Origin of the sequence: Nesterenkonia alba DSM 19423, assembly GCF_000421745.1 — a bacterium.
GTDB lineage: Bacteria > Actinomycetota > Actinomycetes > Actinomycetales > Micrococcaceae > Nesterenkonia > Nesterenkonia alba.
On sequence record NZ_ATXP01000004.1, the window covers coordinates 134,295 to 149,240 of the forward strand.

The 14,946-nt window shown below is 64.0% G+C and carries 13 protein-coding genes, 1 tRNA gene and 1 other RNA gene; 12 read left to right on the forward strand and 3 right to left on the reverse strand.

Translation table 11 applies throughout. The features are described from left to right. Window positions 1-9 precede the first annotated feature (9 nt). The 3 genes from rnpB (at window position 10) to ettA (ending at window position 3,654) form a co-directional block, all read left to right on the forward strand. An RNA gene (gene rnpB / locus H578_RS15485) (RNase P RNA component class A) lies at window positions 10-355 on the forward strand. 69 nt (window positions 356-424) lie between these two features. Further along, window positions 425-1,873, forward strand: coding sequence for a glyceraldehyde-3-phosphate dehydrogenase (locus tag H578_RS13345; RefSeq protein ID WP_022872547.1), 1,449 nt, complete (start codon window positions 425-427; stop codon window positions 1,871-1,873). 98 nt (window positions 1,874-1,971) lie between these two features. Then, complete coding sequence (ettA, locus tag H578_RS0104705) at window positions 1,972-3,654, forward strand: energy-dependent translational throttle protein EttA (protein ID WP_022872548.1); 1,683 nt, start codon at window positions 1,972-1,974, stop codon at window positions 3,652-3,654. A 59-nt stretch (window positions 3,655-3,713) separates the two neighbouring features. On the opposite strand, the gene H578_RS15470 is transcribed toward ettA, so the two are convergent. Further along, window positions 3,714-4,271 (reverse strand): single-stranded DNA-binding protein, encoded by a 558-nt coding sequence (locus H578_RS15470; protein ID WP_022872549.1) that lies wholly within the window; start codon window positions 4,269-4,271, stop codon window positions 3,714-3,716. A 215-nt stretch (window positions 4,272-4,486) separates the two neighbouring features. Between H578_RS15470 and H578_RS0104715 the strand changes: the two genes are divergently transcribed. The 3 genes from H578_RS0104715 to H578_RS13360 all read left to right on the forward strand — a co-directional run bounded on the left by H578_RS0104715 (window position 4,487) and on the right by H578_RS13360 (window position 7,517). Then, window positions 4,487-4,559, forward strand: a tRNA-Arg gene (locus H578_RS0104715). 106 nt (window positions 4,560-4,665) lie between these two features. Beyond that, entirely contained in the window at window positions 4,666-6,168 is a 1,503-nt protein-coding gene (locus H578_RS13355) for a DUF2079 domain-containing protein (protein WP_245554903.1), read from the forward strand. A 41-nt stretch (window positions 6,169-6,209) separates the two neighbouring features. After that, entirely contained in the window at window positions 6,210-7,517 is a 1,308-nt protein-coding gene (locus H578_RS13360) for a glycosyltransferase (protein WP_022872551.1), read from the forward strand. 55 nt (window positions 7,518-7,572) lie between these two features. Here H578_RS13360 and H578_RS0104730 read toward each other — a convergent pair whose 3' ends face one another. Beyond that, a complete protein-coding gene (locus H578_RS0104730; protein ID WP_022872552.1) occupies window positions 7,573-8,586 on the reverse strand; it encodes an acyl-CoA thioesterase in 1,014 nt (337 codons plus the stop codon). Between the two features lie 49 nt (window positions 8,587-8,635). Between H578_RS0104730 and H578_RS0104735 the strand changes: the two genes are divergently transcribed. Beyond that, window positions 8,636-9,307 (forward strand): DUF8185 domain-containing protein, encoded by a 672-nt coding sequence (locus tag H578_RS0104735; RefSeq protein ID WP_022872553.1) that lies wholly within the window; start codon window positions 8,636-8,638, stop codon window positions 9,305-9,307. A gap of 54 nt (window positions 9,308-9,361) precedes the next feature. Here the strand turns inward: H578_RS0104735 and H578_RS16465 are convergent, their stop codons facing one another. After that, window positions 9,362-9,787 (reverse strand): globin, encoded by a 426-nt coding sequence (locus H578_RS16465; protein WP_051130791.1) that lies wholly within the window; start codon window positions 9,785-9,787, stop codon window positions 9,362-9,364. A gap of 290 nt (window positions 9,788-10,077) precedes the next feature. Here H578_RS16465 and H578_RS0104745 point away from each other — a divergent pair, with 290 nt between their 5' ends. The 5 genes from H578_RS0104745 (at window position 10,078) to pgsA (ending at window position 14,818) form a co-directional block, all read left to right on the forward strand. Beyond that, the gene (locus H578_RS0104745; protein WP_022872555.1) at window positions 10,078-10,551 is read left to right on the forward strand and encodes a ribose-5-phosphate isomerase; all 474 of its coding nucleotides are present in this window, start codon (window positions 10,078-10,080) and stop codon (window positions 10,549-10,551) included. A 4-nt stretch (window positions 10,552-10,555) separates the two neighbouring features. Next, complete coding sequence (locus H578_RS0104750; protein ID WP_022872556.1) at window positions 10,556-11,515, forward strand: Fpg/Nei family DNA glycosylase; 960 nt, start codon at window positions 10,556-10,558, stop codon at window positions 11,513-11,515. Window positions 11,516-11,626: 111 nt separating this feature from the next. Beyond that, complete coding sequence (gene thrS / locus H578_RS0104755; protein WP_022872557.1) at window positions 11,627-13,630, forward strand: threonine--tRNA ligase; 2,004 nt, start codon at window positions 11,627-11,629, stop codon at window positions 13,628-13,630. Window positions 13,631-13,637: 7 nt separating this feature from the next. Further along, complete coding sequence (locus H578_RS0104760; protein WP_022872558.1) at window positions 13,638-14,210, forward strand: HIT family protein; 573 nt, start codon at window positions 13,638-13,640, stop codon at window positions 14,208-14,210. Continuing rightward, window positions 14,207-14,818, forward strand: coding sequence for a phosphatidylinositol phosphate synthase (pgsA, locus tag H578_RS0104765; RefSeq protein ID WP_028463947.1), 612 nt, complete (start codon window positions 14,207-14,209; stop codon window positions 14,816-14,818). The genes H578_RS0104760 and pgsA overlap by 4 nt, the downstream gene beginning before the upstream one ends. The last annotated feature ends 128 nt before the right edge of the window (window positions 14,819-14,946 follow it).

Sequence of the window (14,946 nt, forward strand, 5' to 3'; positions counted from 1 at the left end):
CGTGCAGGGCGGGTCGGCTAGACCATCGCGGCGCCGTGAGGTGCCGAGGAAAGTCCGGGCTCCGCAGGGCAGGATGGTGGGTAACGCCCACTCGGAGCAATCCGCAGGCCAGTGCCACAGAAAACAGACCGCCGGCGGCATGCCGGTAAGGGTGAAACGGTGGGGTAAGAGCCCACCAGCGCACCGGGTGACCGGTGCGGCTTGGCAAACCCCATTCGGAGCAAGGTCGAACAGAGCACGTGTGAGGGCTGCCCGCCCGAGTGCTCGGGTTGACCGCTTGAGGCGCCGTGGCAACACGGCGTCCAGATGGATGATGGTCCTTCGACAGAACCCGGCTTATCGGCCGGCCCGCCCCCTGCACATGACATAGACTCGGAGCCGTCAACGACGACGATTCCGACCTTGGAAGGGAAGGCCCGACGACGTGTCTGCACCCATCAACGAGCACCTCGACAGCTGGATCCAGCGCGAAGCACAAGCTGAGGCGATGATTCCGCTCATCGGCCGCCTCTACCGTGAGAACAACGTGGTCACCGGTATCTACGGCCGCCAGCTGGTCAACCAGTCGGCCATCGACATTCTCAAAGCCCACCGTTTCGCCCGCCAGATTGACGAAGTCGAACTCCCGGTCTCCGAGACGTTGCCGCTGGTTGAGGCGCTTACCCGGCTGGATCTGGGGGCCGCCAGCATCGACCTGGCTCGGCTGAATAACGCATTCAAAGCTTCCGGGCACAGTGACCTTGAGGCATTTTTGCGGGAGGAATTGGCTGAGGTGGTCGGGCGTAAAGGCCAGGGCCGGGCTGAACCGACTGACGTGGTGCTCTACGGATTTGGGCGTATTGGCCGCCTGTTGGCTCGCATTATGGTCGAACACGCGTCCTCCGCCTCTGGGCTGCGGTTGCGTGCAGTGGTCGTTCGCCGGGGTAAGGGCAATGACCTGGCCAAACGCGCTTCCTTACTGCGCCGGGATTCGGTGCACGGACCGTTCGCCGGATCCATCCGGGTGGATGAAGAGCGTCAGGCGATCATCGCCAATGGCACCTACATTCAGGTCATCTACGCTGATAGTCCAGAGAATGTGGACTACACCGCTTACGGGATCCATGACGCTCTGGTGGTGGATAACACTGGTATCTGGCGGGATGAAGAGGGTCTGAGCAAGCACTTGCAGGCCCCGGGAGCTGCGCGAGTAGTACTCACCGCGCCGGGCAAAGGCGGAATTAAGAACATCGTCTACGGGGTCAACCACCACGATATCGACGACGGCGACCAGATCCTCTCGGCAGCTAGCTGCACCACCAACGCCATCACCCCAGTCATCAAACTGATGCACGATGAGTACGGCATCGACCATGGGCACGTGGAGACGGTCCACGCCTACACCAATGACCAGAATCTCATTGACAACTACCACAAGGGGGCCCGGCGGGGACGCTCAGCGGCGCTGAACATGGTGCTGACCGAGACAGGGGCGGCCAAAGCAGTGGCTAAGGCGCTGCCGGAACTGGCCGGACGACTTTCCGGAAACGCAATCCGGGTGCCCACTCCGGATGTATCCATGGCGGTGCTGAACCTGGAGCTGACCAGGGAGGTGGAGAAGGACTCGTTGAATGCTTTCCTGCGCCGGGAGTCCCTTGAAGGGGCGCTTTACAGCCAGGTTGACTACATTGACTCCGCCGAAGTTGTCTCCACCGATTTCGTGGGGTCCCGGGCTGCCGGTGTGGTGGACGGACTGGCGACCATCACCAATGGGGCGCAGGCGATTCTCTACGTGTGGTATGACAATGAGTATGGCTACTCTGCTCAGGTGGTGCGGATCCTGGAACACATCGCCGACTCCGAGCCGGCGAAGTACCCGCCGCGGGCCGAATAGCCAACTGGTGACTACCGGCTAGGGTGGAGATACACGCTTCTGGGTCAGCCCAGGGGTTCCCATGTGCACGTGCACCTGAGAAGTCTGATTGGTAGGTAATGGCAGAGTTCATCTACACCATGGTCAAAGCCCGCAAGAAAGTGGGCGATAAGGTCATCCTCGACGACGTCACGATGTCCTTCTACCCCGGGGCAAAGATCGGCGTCGTCGGTCCTAACGGTGCCGGCAAGTCCACGATCTTAAAGATCATGGCCGGCCTCGATGAACCTTCCAATGGTGAGGCAAGGCTCTCGCCCGGTTACTCGGTGGGGATCCTGCAGCAGGAACCCCCGCTCAACGAGGACAAGACCGTCCTGGGCAACGTCCAGGAGGGTGTGGGGGAGATCTACGCCAAACTGCAGCGGTACAACGAGATCTCCGAGCAGATGGCTGACCCGGATGCCGATTTCGACGCCCTGATGGAAGAGATGGGGCAGCTGCAAACTGATATCGACGCCGCCAACGCGTGGGATCTCGATTCACAGCTGGAACAGGCCATGGATGCCCTGCGTTGCCCTCCCGGTGACGAACCCGTCACGCACCTCTCCGGAGGTGAGCGTCGTCGTGTGGCGCTGTGCAAGCTGCTGTTGTCCAAACCGGATCTGCTGTTACTCGATGAGCCCACTAACCACCTCGACGCCGAGTCGGTGCTGTGGCTTGAGCAGCACCTGGCCAGCTACCCGGGTGCGGTGTTGGCGGTGACCCACGATAGGTACTTCCTGGACCACGTGGCCGAATGGATCTGTGAGGTCGACCGCGGAAGGCTTTACCCCTATGAGGGCAACTACTCCACGTACCTGGAGAAGAAGCGTGCCCGTATGGAGATCCAGGGGAAGAAGGACGCCAAGCTGGCTAAACGGCTGGCCGAAGAACTCGAGTGGGTCCGTTCCAATGCCAAGGGCCGCCAGGCAAAGTCCAAGGCTCGTCTGGCCCGCTACGAGGAGATGGCCGAAGAGGCCGAGCGGACCAAGAAGCTGGACTTCGAAGAGATCCAGATTCCCCCGGGGCCCCGCCTGGGCACCCAGGTCATCGAAGCGGAGAATCTCGTGAAGGGCTTCGGCGACCGTGTGCTCATCGACGGCCTGAGTTTCTCCTTGCCGCGTAACGGCATCGTCGGTGTCATCGGCCCCAACGGGGTGGGTAAGACGACCCTGTTCAAAACCATCGTCGGACTTGAACCCCTCGACGGTGGGGAGTTGACCATCGGCGACTCCGTCAAGATCAGCTATGTGGACCAGTCCCGCGCCGGGATTGACCCGGAGAAGAGCCTGTGGGAAGTGGTTTCCGATGGACTGGATTTCATCCAAGTCGGGGGAGTGGAGATGCCCTCCCGGGCCTACGTCTCGGCATTCGGGTTCAAAGGTCCCGACCAGCAGAAGAAGGCCGGGGTGCTCTCCGGTGGTGAGCGCAACCGTCTGAACTTGGCGCTGACCCTCAAACAGGGCGGCAACCTGTTGCTGCTCGATGAGCCCACCAACGACCTCGATGTCGAAACCCTCGGTTCGCTGGAGAACGCGCTGGAGAACTTCCCCGGTTGTGCGGTGGTCGTCTCCCACGACCGGTGGTTCCTGGATCGGGTGGCCACCCATATTCTCGCCTGGGAAGGTACTGCGGAAAATCCCGCCAACTGGTACTGGTTCGAGGGGAACTTCGAGTCCTACCAGAAGAACAAGGTTGAACGTCTCGGTGCCGAGGCGGCCCGGCCCTCCCGGGTCACCCACCGCCGTCTCACGCGCGACTGAGCGCAGCAGCGGCCACTACCCGAGGGCTGGTGTGGCCGCGGTGCCCACGCCATAAGCGCTCAGAAGGGAGCCGGCGCGTGGTCGCGCTGCGTATCCCACCCGACCGGGTCCGTGGTGTGCTGGTCGGCAGAGTTCTGCTCAGCAGCTGGCTCAGAGGCGGTGACCGCAGATGCTGACGCTTCGTCAGCGCTGGTGTTCTCTTCGGAGACGCTGCCCTGCTGTGGTGCACTGTGTGCCGAGTCGTCGTTGCTGGTGTGGCCGCTGCGGTTGCGTGTGAAGACGGCTCGGCCGCGGCTGAGATCATGGCCCAGGGTCTCTGCGTAGATTTCTAGGTCGGTGCCGCGTTCACCCTCGTCGTTTTCCCAACTGCGCAGCTGCGGTCGCCCCGTGACGACGACGGCGTCGCCCTTCTGCACGGAGGCGAAGACGTTCTCCGCCAATCGGCGGAAACACTTCACGGTGTACCACGTGGTGTTGCGGTCTTCCCACTGGCTGGTCTCCCGGTTGTAGATCGTATGGGTGCTTGCGATCCGGAAACTGGTGTAACTGCTGGCCGCATCCCCGGGGTTCGATGGAGCAGTGCCGACGTTTCCACGCACGGTGATTGAAGCCGTCATCGGTGAAGAGGTCCTTTCCCGCGGCCGGGGTGACATCTCATCCGGGTGGAAGCCGACCGCGGTGCGCTTCCACCTGGGCACTAGTCCACCGGGTAGACCACAGGCATATGCCCGGAACCGGACAATCTGTGGAAAGTCTGGGCGTGTCACCGGATGGATCGCAGCGCGGTGGAAAAGCCGCCACGGGTTAGACTGAGGCGCTGACGATGCGTCATGCCCGAGTAGCTCAGGGGATAGAGCAGCGGCCTTCTAATCCGCCGGTCGGGGGTTCGAATCCCTCCTCGGGCACTGTCCCATCCCGCCGACCTTCGGCGGCCACGCTGTGCCCGCCTGCACCACCGCACGGGTCGGCTGCGCTGCCTGCCTGAAAGTTCTGTCACCGCAAGGAGACCGTTTGCCCACTCGCCATAAGGTGCACCTGGCCCTGGTCATGGGTGCCTTCGGCCTCCTCGCGGCGGCGCATTCACTGCTGCGGTTCCGCAACTTCGAGGCCAAAGGATACGACCTCGGCATCTTCGACCAGGCGGTGCGCCAGTATTCACTGTTGAAGCCCCCGATGGTGCCGGTCAAAGGTGAAGACTTTCACCTGCTGGGAGACCATTTCCATCCGATCATCGCGGCATTCGCGCCCCTGTACTGGATCTGGGACGACCCGCGGATGCTCAATATGGGGATGATCGCGCTGCTGGTCTCCACCGCTCTGCCGGTGTACCTGGTGGTCCGCGGCTGGTTCTCCCATGGGCCAGCACTGCTTAGCGCGACGGCGTTACTGCTGTGGTGGCCCTTCCAGGCCCTGGTGAATTGGGACTTCCACGAAATCGCCTTCGGTGTTCCACTCATCGCCTGGGTGATCTGGGCCATCGAACGGAAGCGATACTGGCTGGCCTTCGCGCTTTCGGCGAGTTTGCTGCTGGTGCGTGAAGATATGGGGGCCACTCTGCTGGCCATCGCGGTGGTGTTCGCTGTTCGCCGCGCCTGGCTTCAGGCGAGTCTCACCGCGGTCTTGGGCGTGGCCGGACTCTGGATTGCAGTCGGTGTGGTCATCCCGTATTTCGCTCCGGCAGGGGAGTTTCAGTATTGGGAGTACACATCCCTGGGGGCCACCGCCTCAGCGGCCGCGCTGACTGTGCTCACCCGGCCCTGGGAGGCACTGGTGGTGCTATTCGATCATCCCCTGAAAGTCGGGTTGTGGCTGCTGCATTTTCTGCCGCTGTGGTTCGCCCCTCTGCTGAGCCCGTATGTGCTCATCGGTCTGCCCATCCTATTGTCTCGGCTGTGGAACGACCGGCTCAACGTATGGGCGCCGGTCTACCAATACGACGCGATCCTGGCCCCTGTCTTCCTGCTCGCCGCAGGTGATGTGATCCGGCGGTTGGTTCACCACGGACGGCTCATACCTCGCTGGCGTCCCCGGCACCGCCCGGCCATCAGTGAGGTGCTCAGCCGGCGTCGTCGTCGGCTTGCCCTGGCACTGCCAGCCACTGTGGTGCTCCTCGGAGTGATCGGTTCACTGGTGTTTCCGCAGGTTTTCCCCTACCAGCGGACCCTCACCGCACAGAACTGGAGCATGAGTGAGCGGGCCGAAGCCCACCAGCGGGCTGTGGATCTGATTCCCGATGGAGTCTGTGTTGAGGCGGCCGATACCGCAGTGCCGCACCTGGTCGACCGGACATACGTGGGGCTTCATGGCACCACCGCGGAGGAGGACCTGGCATGGCTCATCATCGATGACCGGGTCGAGGAATTAGGCGGTACCGACCCGTTGACCCCTGAAGAGGCCTTCGCCCGGGCCGAACGCCTGGGCTTTGAAACTGTCACCGCTGACGATGAAGGTCTCTGGGTGCTGCACCGGGACATCCCCACCGCCCAGAAGTGCCGAGACTACCTGACCCGGTAGCATGAGATCCGCCCTCGCTACGCACCCTCCTGGAGAAACCCATGCCCGCTGACGTCACTGCCGGCAAGCGGGTCGTCATGCTCAGTCTCCACACCTCCCCCTTGGCTCAGGCCGGCGCCGGTGACGCCGGAGGGCTCAACGTCTACGTCAATGCCCTCTCCGCCGCCCTGGCCCGCCGGGGGATGAGCGTGGATATTGTCACTACCGACCTGGATGGTGTCGGCCCCGCCGGAGACGGCACCGACACCTGGCGCCGGCTGCCCGACGGACGTCGGCTCCACATCCTGCCGGTGCACACCACCTGCCGGGAGGACAAGTCCCGGTTACTGGAATGCCTGGAGGATCTGGCTCTACGGGCTGAGCGAAGTCTGCGCACTGCCGAGGGTGCGGCAGTCGACATCCTTCACTCCCACTATTGGATTTCCGGGTTGGCGGGAATTCCCCTGGCTTCCTCCCTGGGAGCCCAGCTAGTCCACACCATGCACACCATCGGTGCGGTCAAGACCGAGCGGGATCCGAGCGCCCGCGAGGATCCCCGCCGGCATCAGGCAGAAGTCGCCATCACCAGTGCGGCTTCCGTACTCACGGCTAATACTCGCCGTGACGCCGCAGACCTGCAGCGTCTCTTCGGGCTGGGTGCGCAGAAAATACACCACGTCCGGCCCGGGGTTGATGTGGCCGTCTTCCACCCGCCGGCCGGACGCGATCCGCGTTCCGAATCCCCGGGCGTTGAGACTCCGCCTGCCGAGACCCCATCCGGTCAGGCGAAGAAGACCACCAAACGGATCCGACTGACCTTTGCCGGGCGGATCCAGGCGCACAAAGGCCCGCAGATCGCCGTGGCCGCAGCCGGGCAGCTGCAGCGGATGCTGCCGGGCCACCACGTGGAACTCACCGTTGCCGGGCGTCAAAGCGGGCCCGACGCCGTTGACATCACCTCCCTGGCCCGGGCTGAAGGGATAGCGGAGTTTTTAAGCGTCTGTGACCCGCTGCCGCACACCGAGCTGGCCCAGCTGTTCCGCCGCAGTGACGCCGTGCTGGTGCCCTCCTACTCAGAGTCGTTTGGTCTGGTGGCCTTGGAAGCCATGGCTTGCGGCACCCCGGTGATAGCCCACGACGTCGGCGGGCTCGCTGAGGTGGTCGACCACGGCTCCACTGGGGTGTTAGTGGATTCGTTGGACCCAACAGTATGGGCCCGGGCGGTCTGCGAGATGGTCACTGATCGGCGCAGGTGGCAGTGTTACAGCACGACCGCAGCTGAACGGGCGCGGCGGCACTCCTGGGACGCGACGGCAGAAGCCGCCCTGGGCGCCTACCGGAAAGCGTTGACGGCCTCCGCGATCTGCTGAACCCGGAAGCGCGTGCCGGCTGAAGCTGGGCAGCGCTGTGCTGAAACCAGAGGGTTTAAGACTCCATGTAGCGGGAACGCCAGGCCGCAGCGTACTTCTCATTGACCTCACGGGGTGGACGGGCACCCACGCGCTGAACCGTCTCGGCAATGCGGGGGCGCATGCCCTGGGGCGGACGGACCATACCTTCCTGGGCGAACGTTGCTACCAGAGCACCGTCAGCGGAGAACACCGACCCCTGGGACAGCCCCCGGGCACTCTGCGTGGACGGCGAATCCATCACGAAGAGCAGCCACTCATCAGCGCGAGCATCGCGATGCCACCACAGGGCGTGGTCCAAAGAGGCCAACTTCAGGCCCGGTTTGGCCCAATAGAGCCCGTGCTGGCGCATGATCGGCTCAAAGGGCAGGTAGTCCGAGGCGTACAGCAGAGCCGCCCGGTGTACCGCGGGATCATCCGGTAATGCGGTACGGGTCCGCATCCACGCCGCGGAGGTGGGCCGGCGGTGTCGGTCGGCCTCCAGGTACACCGGACGGTCCACGTGGCGGATTTCGAAAGGCCGACCGCGTCCCCATTCCTGGACCACCGGGTGCTTGACGTGACCGACGAGTTCCTCCGGTGCGGCCAGCTCCTCGGGGGCGGGGATATTGGCGGGCATCGCCGACTGGTGCGCTGGTCCGGGGGAGGGGCGTTGGAAACTGGCGATCATTGACAGGATCGGCTTGCCCTCCTGATAGGCCTGACACCGGCGGGCGGAGAAGGAACCGCCATCCCGTAGCCGCTCGACTTGCAGCTCAATGGGTTTGGTGGAATCCCCGGGGCGAAGAAAATACCCGTGCACCGAGTGGATCGCCCGTTCAGCCTCGACGGTCTGCATGGCCGCACGAGCACCCTGGGCCAGGACTTGGCCCCCGAAGACCCGCCAGAACGCCTGCTCGAAGACCGGAGCCAGGAAGCGGTCATCAACGTGGGCTTCCTCATCACCGGTGAGCGGCTGGACCTCGAGCATCCGGGTGAACTGGTTCACCGCTTCTTCGGCGCTCGGGGCACGGTACTGGCGGTCCGGCATCGTCATCCTCCCTACTGGCGGGTAAGCGTCATCTGTCAGAATATCCGGTGTGCCACATGACCAGCTGAGTTTTGCCGACGCCGCTTCGCTCCAAGATCTGGGCACCTATGTCACCCGGGCGAAGAAAATCCAAGAACAGGGTATCCGCCTGCAGGCCGCCGGCCGGGTGCTCGCCGCCTGGGTGCCAGTGATGACCCCGGGCTCTTTGCAGAGCACCCTGCCTGCCGTGCTTGGACTGCGGACTATGGCCCTGGCCGAGGAATCCCGAGCCGATGTGACCGTTGAACTTGGTTCCATCAGCGAACGTCTGGCCCGGATGTCTCCGGCAGAGACCGTGTTCCCCTTGCCACCGAGCCAGATCCACGTGCCCTGGGCAGCGGTCACTCCGCCGCGCTCTGGATGGGAGCCTCGTGGCACGGTGACAGACGCGCTGTTGCGCGAAACCGCTGAAGAAGGAATCGCCGAGATTGCCCGCGCCGTGCCGGACACCGCCGGGGCTCATGTGGTCGAACAGGTTCGCCAGAATGTATGGGGCCGGCCACTGACTCCCGCGAGCGAGGCCGAGGACCTACACATCCCCGCCGGGGCGGCCTTCGGCGCCTACTCCTTGGGTTTCCTCTCCCGCAGTGAGCACGCAGCCACTGAGGTCCACACGCTGGGGCGGTGGGTTCGGCTCAGCTCCGCCGGAGGATTTATCCTCAGCCGCACCAGCGGACTGTGATCCGCCCAGCACTGATGACTCCAGAAGCCCTGAGCCAGTCCTTGGGGCTGACGATTACTGGTTGACCATGGAGTGCGCGGCCCGCTCCAGGTAGTCCCAGAGGATCTCCTCATGCATGGGGGAGAGCTCAGCGGCCTCCACGGCCCGGCGCATATACCGCAGCCAGGTATCGCGGGCCGCGGCGTCAATGGCGAAGGGCATATGCCGCATGCGTAACCGCGGGTGTCCCCGTTCGGCCTGGTAGGTGCGGGGACCGCCCCAGTACTGTTCGAGGAACATCAGTAGCCTGCGCTTGGCCGGCTCGAGGTCCTCCTCCGGGTACATGGCGCGGAACGCCTCGTCCTCGGCCACTTGGGCATAGAAGACATCCACGATCTTCTGGAACGTCTTGCGGCCACCCACCTGGTGGTAGAAGCTGTTCGGATCGGTCTTCTCCGGGTCAGGTTCAGCCGGGACAGGGCGCCCATCGGGTCCGGGCATCACCCCGAGGTCAGCCGGCTGCTGGGGCTCCGGCTGCCCGATAGACCGTCCATCGGAACTCGGCTGAGCCGGTGCGTCCTGGGAGGCCGGGGAGGTGGCGGCGGCGTCGTGGGCACTGCGTTGCGGCCGGCCGGTCACCTGCGAGGGAGGCTTGCCGACCGGTCGGACCGTGGCGATGGGTGCACCGAGCCGCCGGGAGAACTTCGGCAGCTGAGGATCATGCTCTGTCATATTCGGTACAGCATAGGATGAGCACTGCTTGTTCCTTCAACCCCGACCAAAGGATGCCCATGCGCGTGCACATCGCCACCGACCACGCCGGTATGGACCTCTCCGCGCACCTGGTGCGGCACTTACGTGAGCGCGGCTGGGAGGTCATTGACCACGGTCCGCAGACCTACGACCCCGAAGACGACTACCCGGCATTCTGCTTACGAGCTGCCGAGGCCGTAGCCACCGAATGGGCTCAGGGGACCACATCATTGGGCATCGTGCTGGGGGGTTCCGGTAACGGGGAACAGATCGCGGCGAATAAGGTCAAAGGCATTCGGGCGGCCCTGGCCTGGAACCTGGAGACCGCACGGTTGGCCCGTGAGCACAACAACGCCAATGTGGTCGCCCTGGGCGGTCGCCAGCACGAGCTCACTGAAGCTACCGAGATCGTCGAAGCTTTCCTCACCGCCCAGTGGACCCAGGCCGAACGCCACGCCCGCCGGATCGGAAAGATCACCCACTACGAGAACACCGGAGAGATCCTGGACTAACAGCGTGCCCGAAGGTCACACTCTCCACCGGCTGGCGGCTCAAATGGACAGTCTCTTCGTCGGGCGTCCGTGGCGCGTCACCTCACCTCAGGGTCCCTTCACTGCGGGGGCAGCTCGGCTCACCGGGCGCGCCCCGCAGCGTGCCGAAGCCTGGGGCAAACACCTGTTCATCCACGTCGGGGCCGACATCTGGCAGGTGCATTTAGGTCTCTATGGGGCCTTCAGCTTCCAAGGTGACGAGCAATTCGCCGGTGCGGCCAGCCTCGGTGCCCCGCGGACCGCCACCGAACAGCTCACACCGCACTACGACGACGACGGATGGATCATCCCCACCCCTCCTACTGGGGCGGTGCGCGCCCGGGTCCACACGCGGCACGGCTGGGCCGATCTGCGCGGGCCGGCCACATGCCGAGTCCTCAACCCCATGCGGTACGAGCAGATCATCGGGCGCCTCGGTCCTGACCCACTCCGGCAGGCCGATGGGCCGCTCGACGAGCAGATGCTCCAGAGCTTCGCGCAGAACCTCTCCCGGCGCAGAATCAGCATTGCCGCGGCCCTGATGGATCAAGCCGTCATCGCCGGGGTGGGCAATATCTACCGGGCGGAATCGCTCTTCGTCGAAGGCATTGACCCGGACACACCCGCGGCCCGTTTGACCGAGGAGCAGGTGCGCTCCCTGTGGCAGACGCTGACCCGGCAACTGCGCCACGGTTTCACCGAAGGTGTCATCCGTACCTTGCGTGAGCCCGAGACACCGCGTGAGTCTGAGACGCGGCGTGAGCCTGGGACCGCGCGGGGGTTCGGGACACTGAGTGATCCTCAAACCCCCGGGCGGAATCCACGACGCCGGCACTGGGTCTACAAGCATCAGGGCACCCGGTGCCTGCGGTGTGGTGAGACCATCCGCAGCCGTGAGCTCGCCGGGCGGCGGCTCTACTGGTGTCCCGGCTGTCAAACCGCATGAGACGGCGTCGTCGGGTGCCACTGGTCCGGCTGTGTCCCGTAGAATCACGACGTCATACCCCTGCGGGCCGGGAAACGGCCCGCTGATACCGCCTAGGAGAACACCAGCCCCGTGTCCGAGCAGATCAGCATCACCCTCAGCGGCGCCCCGACGACCCTTCCAGCGGGCACCACCGGGACCACTCTCTTCTCCGAGGCGAAGACCACTGTGGTGATGCGGGTCAACGGTGAACTCTGGGACCTAGACCGGGTGCTGCCCGACGGCGCGCAGGTCGAGCCAGTCGACATCAATGACGAGGACGGGCTCAACGTGCTGCGCCACTCCACCGCCCACGTCATGGCCCAGGCGGTCCAGACACTTTTCCCGGAGGCGAAGCTCGGCATCGGTCCCTACATCACTGACGGGTTCTACTTCGACTTCGACGTGACCGAGCCCTTCACCCCCGAGGATCTGAAGAAGATCGAGAAGACGATGCAGAAGATCGTCAACCAGGGGCAGAGGTTCGAACGCGAAGTCGTCGAGCCCGATGAGGCCAAGCGGCAGATGGCCGATGAGCCCTACAAGCTCGAACTTCTCGGTGTCGCCGATGAGGACGTCGACGCCGCCGGAGAAGGCGCCAATGTGGAAGTAGGCGGCGATGTCATCACGATTTACCACAACGTCGACCGCAACGGAGAGCGCGTGTGGTCCGACCTGTGCCGAGGTCCGCACCTGCCCCACACCAAACTGATCTCCAATGCCTTTGCGCTGACCCGCACCGGGGGGGCCTATTGGCGGGGTAAGGAAACCAACCCGCAGCTGCAGCGCATCTACGGCACCGCCTGGCCCACCAAACAGCAGTTGAAGGAATACAAGGAACGCCTGGCGGAGGCCGAGCGGCGTGACCATCGCAAACTCGGTGCAGAACTGGACCTGTTCAGCTTCCCTGAAGCGCTCGGCTCCGGGCTGCCGGTCTTCCATCCCAAGGGCGGGGTGCTGCGTAAGACGATGGAGGACTACTCCCGGCAGCGGCATTCCCAGGCCGGCTACGAATTTGTCTACACCCCGCACATCACCAAGGGGAAGCTCTATGAGGTCTCCGGGCACTTGGATTGGTACGCCGATGGCATGTTCCCCCCGATGCGCGTGGACGAGGAACGGGATGAGAACGGGCAGCTGACCAAAGCCGGGCAGGACTACTACCTGAAGCCGATGAACTGCCCGATGCACAATCTCATCTTCGCCTCGCGAGGTCGCAGCTACCGGGAACTGCCCTTGCGGCTGTTCGAGTTCGGCTCGGTGTATCGGTATGAGAAGTCTGGGGTGGTGCATGGCCTCACCCGCGTGCGGGGAATGACCCAGGACGACGCCCATATTTACTGCACCCGCGGGCAGATGAAGGCCGAACTGACCGAGACTCTGCACTTCGTGCTGGGGTTGCTGAAGGACTACGGCCTCGACGACTTCTACCTGGAACTCTCCACGAAGGATCCGGAGAAGTTTGTCGGCTCTGATGAGATCTGGGATGAGGCCACCGCCACCCTGGAGGAGGTCGGCCGAGCCTCTGGGCTAGAGCTGGTTCCCGACCCCGGGGGAGCGGCTTTCTACGGGCCGAAGATTTCTGTGCAGGCGCGCGACGCCATTGGTCGGACCTGGCAGATGTCCACCATTCAGCTGGACTTCAACCTCCCGGAGCGTTTCGACCTGGAGTACACCGCCGACGACGGCACTCGCCAGCGTCCGGTGATGATCCACCGTGCCCTCTTCGGCTCCATCGAACGATTCCTCGGTGTGCTCACTGAGCACTACGCCGGCGCTTTCCCCGCGTGGCTGGCACCCATCCAGGTGCGCGGTATTCCGGTGGCTGAGCCGTTTAACGATTACCTGGGTGAGGTCATTGCGCGGTTGCAGGCCGCCGGTGTACGGGCTGAGCTCGACGACGGCAACGAGCGTTTTCCTAAGAAGATCCGCACTGCCTCGAAGGACAAGATTCCTTTTGTGCTCATCGCCGGTGGTGAAGACGCTGAGGCTCAGGCGGTGTCTTTCCGCTACCGGGACGGTTCCCAACAGAACCAGGTGCCCATCGAGGAAGCTGTGGCCCAGATTCTGAAGGCCATCGAGGACCGGGAAGCCTGAATCCGCCGTGGTCGAAGCAGACACCAGTCCCGGTGATGGCTTCGCCGCGGCTCCTGACGGTTTCCAGCGTCTGTGGAACCCGCACCGGGCCGCATACCAGGCTCGGGGACAAGACCAGGTCACTGGGGAAGATGACTGCCCGTTCTGCCTGGGTCCGCAGCGCAGTGATGAAGACGCCCTCATTGTCGCGCGTGGGCGGCTATGCTTCGCGGTGCTCAACCTCTACCCGTACAACCCTGGGCACGTGCTCATCTGTCCGTACCGGCACGTTCCGGATTTCACGGACTTGGATGCTCAAGAGTCCGCGGAGTTCACCGCCATGACTCAGCAGGCCATACGGGCGTTGCGGGCAGCGTCCTCCCCTCACGGGTTCAACCTGGGTATCAATCAGGGCAAGGTCGGAGGTGCCGGGATCGCCGCGCATCTGCACCAGCACGTGGTGCCCCGGTGGCAGGGCGACACGAACTTCATGCCGATTATTGCTCAAACCAAGAACCTCTCAGCCACCCTGGGGGAGACTCGGCAGCGAGTCGCCGAGGCCTGGGAAGCAGACAGCCAGCAGTCAGGGGAGCAGCGCTGATGCTCAAACATCTTCGGGCGTTCTTCTCTGCGGTCTTCACCCCGTTGGCTCGGGGGCTGCTCCGGCTCGGACTGACTCCGAATGCGGTGACGGTGATCGGCACGGTCGGGGTCAGCCTCGGCGCCCTGGTGCTCTACCCGATGGGTCAGCTGTTCTGGGGAACTGTGGCGATCACCCTGTTTGTCTTCAGCGACCTCATCGATGGGCTGATGGCTCGGCTGGGAGACCAGAAGAGCGTCATCGGCGGTTTCCTCGATTCGGTGCTCGACCGGGTCCAGGACAGTGCAGTGTTCCTGGGTTTGCTGCTGTGGTTCTTCAACGGTGGGGATCACTATGGGATCGGGGCCGCTGCGGCGGTATGCATGATCCTGGGTTTGCTGGTCTCCTATATTCGGGCCAAGGCGGAGTCGCTGGGCTATGACGCGAACACCGGGATCGCCGAACGCCCGGAGCGCATGGTCCTGACGCTGGTATTCACCGGTTTCGTCGGCCTCGGCATGCCTCAGCAGGTCCTCCTGGTGGTGCTGGTGGTGTTGGCGGCAGCCTCGGCAATCACGGTCATTCAGCGCATCGTCACCGTCACCCGCCAAGCCCGCCATCCTGCTTAACCCTCGCTCTGGTCAGACAGAAGGTGCCCGTTCAGCGTGGATCGTCCGCGGAGATTCGAGCCTGCCCGATAGTCTTGGACCTAACGATCTGATTCAGCCCACGCTCGACGACGTTCGCAAGGAGAGAT

Excerpts from the sequence above, each read along its gene's own strand:
- H578_RS13360 (WP_022872551.1), top strand. The coding sequence starts at position 6,210 with ATGCCCGCTGACGTCACTGCCGGCAAGCGGGTCGTCATGCTCAGTCTC.
- H578_RS16465 (WP_051130791.1), bottom strand. The coding sequence starts at position 9,787 with ATGCCCGGACCCGATGGGCGCCCTGTCCCGGCTGAACCTGACCCGGAG.
- H578_RS0104745 (WP_022872555.1), top strand. The coding sequence starts at position 10,078 with ATGCGCGTGCACATCGCCACCGACCACGCCGGTATGGACCTCTCCGCG.
- H578_RS15470 (WP_022872549.1), bottom strand. The coding sequence starts at position 4,271 with ATGACGGCTTCAATCACCGTGCGTGGAAACGTCGGCACTGCTCCATCG.
- H578_RS0104730 (WP_022872552.1), bottom strand. The coding sequence starts at position 8,586 with ATGCCGGACCGCCAGTACCGTGCCCCGAGCGCCGAAGAAGCGGTGAAC.
- ettA (WP_022872548.1), top strand. The coding sequence starts at position 1,972 with ATGGCAGAGTTCATCTACACCATGGTCAAAGCCCGCAAGAAAGTGGGC.